At 60.6% G+C, this 2,048-nt stretch carries 3 protein-coding genes; 1 reads left to right on the top strand and 2 read right to left on the bottom strand.

The window, feature by feature from the left end; translation table 11 throughout:
• On the top strand, positions 1-204 hold a 204-nt coding region (locus EN993_RS35205), incomplete at its 5' end, for an EamA family transporter (protein ID WP_164758038.1).
• A gap of 85 nt (positions 205-289) precedes the next feature.
• Here the strand turns inward: EN993_RS35205 and EN993_RS35200 are convergent.
• Both EN993_RS35200 and EN993_RS35195 read right to left on the bottom strand, forming a co-directional pair.
• Entirely contained in the window at positions 290-1,660 is a 1,371-nt protein-coding gene (locus EN993_RS35200) for an FAD-dependent oxidoreductase (protein WP_127266182.1), read from the bottom strand.
• Positions 1,661-1,800: 140 nt separating this feature from the next.
• The coding region (locus EN993_RS35195; RefSeq protein ID WP_127266181.1) for an FCD domain-containing protein at positions 1,801-2,048 on the bottom strand (248 nt) is incomplete at its 5' end.

Genomic DNA, 2,048 nt, shown 5'->3' with positions numbered 1-2,048 from the left:
CTGGAATACCGGGCGCTTGCGACGCTCCCGGCACACCGTTATGGCGTGCTGGTCTCGCTGGAGCCGGTTGTGGCGTCCATCATCGGCTTTGTGTTGCTTGGGGAGCGCATCGCGCCGCGCGGCTGGGCAGCGATCGCGATGATTACCTGCGCCTCGTTAGGCGTAGCATTGACCGATTTCCGTGCCCGGCGCGTGCGCCCTTGAAACAATATCGGTACAGCGGCGCCTACTTTGATGTCGCGGCGCATCGTTCCTGAAGGGCATGGCTCTTGCGCGTGAAGCTCCAACTTCATGCTCGGATTGGCAGGTTCGACCGGACCGCATCAGCGGCCTCACGGCCAGTTCGGGCGGCAACCTCCATGTTGGGAAACTCCAAGTAGTCGCCAGCCAGGTGGATGCTGCCGAGCGGCCGTGCCAGTGCAGCCTGCAATGTACCGCGACCGGGCCAGGAGTAGGGGGCCCCGGCTTCCCACCGTTGGACGACGATTTCGCTTATGCATGATGCCGCCTCTGGAAACTCGGCAATCAGGTCGGCGCGAAAGCGTTCGACAATCTCACGGTCGCTGAGCTGCATGAGTTGCGCAGCACCTTTGGCGCCCCGGAACAGCATCAGGCTGCCGCCAGGCTGGCGGTTGGTGGGATCTTCTCTCAGCGTCGTCGCTTGATTGAAAATCGTGCTGAAGGCCCGGCCTGGTGTGGAGATCGCATAGTGTCGCTCCCAGGGCATCGGCGCTGTTTCTGCCGTCAGAACCGCTGCAGTCAGAAATGCCCCATAACGGATCGACTTCAACGCGTGCAACGTATCTGACGGGAGGTCCTTGACGATCTGGGCGGCAACAAAGGCCGGAGCCGCAACGATACAATGCCGTGCCATGAACGTGGATCGGGTGGTGCCGGCGACAACATCCACCTCGACGCTGCCATCCGCGCTTTGAATCCGAGTTGCTTGCGTATCATAAAGTATCTTCTTGCCAAGACGCTCACTGAGCGCCAACGGAAACAGGGCTGATCCGCCGACAAGGTTGCGGCCTGGCGAGTGTTTGCTCCACACATTTGCGAAAGAGCGAAGCGCGTAGCCGGCGGCCATTTCCGCAGGATCGCCTCCGGTGCGTTCTGTGATAGCGGTGAGGATTTGGGCAACGTCGGGGCCAAGAGCGCCAATAAATTCACCAAGCGTGCGGTCATTCTTGTAGGCCACAACCCGTGACCTGGTGTCGGCGGCGGTCTCGCCGGATCGGGCGGCCATGGCCATGACCATGTCGTTGCTGCCAGAACGCAATTTGAGTCCCATGCGCACAAAGTCCACACGCCCGGCCAGGGAAAGTGGAAGGCGAAGCGGAAATGTCTCCGCGCGACCGCTCAGTAGCTGGCGGCCACCGAAAGACATACCAAACAGATCGCCGTTTATCGGGAGCGACGTCAGGCGCAGTTCCTCGACAAGGTCGCCTATGATTGATCCGGGAGTGCCGAACATATGCGCGCCGAGATTCAACCAGTAGGGCGGACGCGCTAACGAATGGATTCGGCCTCCAGGACGCGAGCTCTCTTCGACGACCAGAATGTCCTTGTCTCGCAGATCATAGGCAGCCACCAGCCCGGCAAGGCCCCCGCCAATCACGATCGCATCGTAAACCTTCTGCTTCACAGTCTTGTGCTCCATACGGATCCGTTGCTGGCAATAGGGTCAGTCGTATACGTGTCGTATGCAATAGACTCCGACGCGCATACCCTAGACAAACGGCGCACGACTTTTATCGAAGAAGGCGGCGCTGCGGGCGCGGCCGCCGCGCCGTCCGACAATCAGCTCCCAAAACTGTCGAGCGCGTATTTCTGCAGGCTTTTCAGGTGGAACTGCACTGTGCGGCGAGCCGTTTTCGGGTCGCCGGCCGCCAGGCTTTCCAGGATTTCCAGATGTTCCCTGGAATCCGGCAAGAGCCTGTCCTTGAGGCTCGACACCTCGTAGAGACGCGTGGTCACCCGCAAGGAACGGATAATGTCGGCCATCACCTGATTGCCCGCACCGTCGATATACAGGCCGTGCACCGTGT

The organism is Mesorhizobium sp. M7D.F.Ca.US.004.01.2.1, assembly GCF_003997785.1.
GTDB classification, from domain to species: domain Bacteria; phylum Pseudomonadota; class Alphaproteobacteria; order Rhizobiales; family Rhizobiaceae; genus Mesorhizobium; species Mesorhizobium loti.
This window is presented reverse-complemented; position numbering and strand designations above follow the sequence as displayed.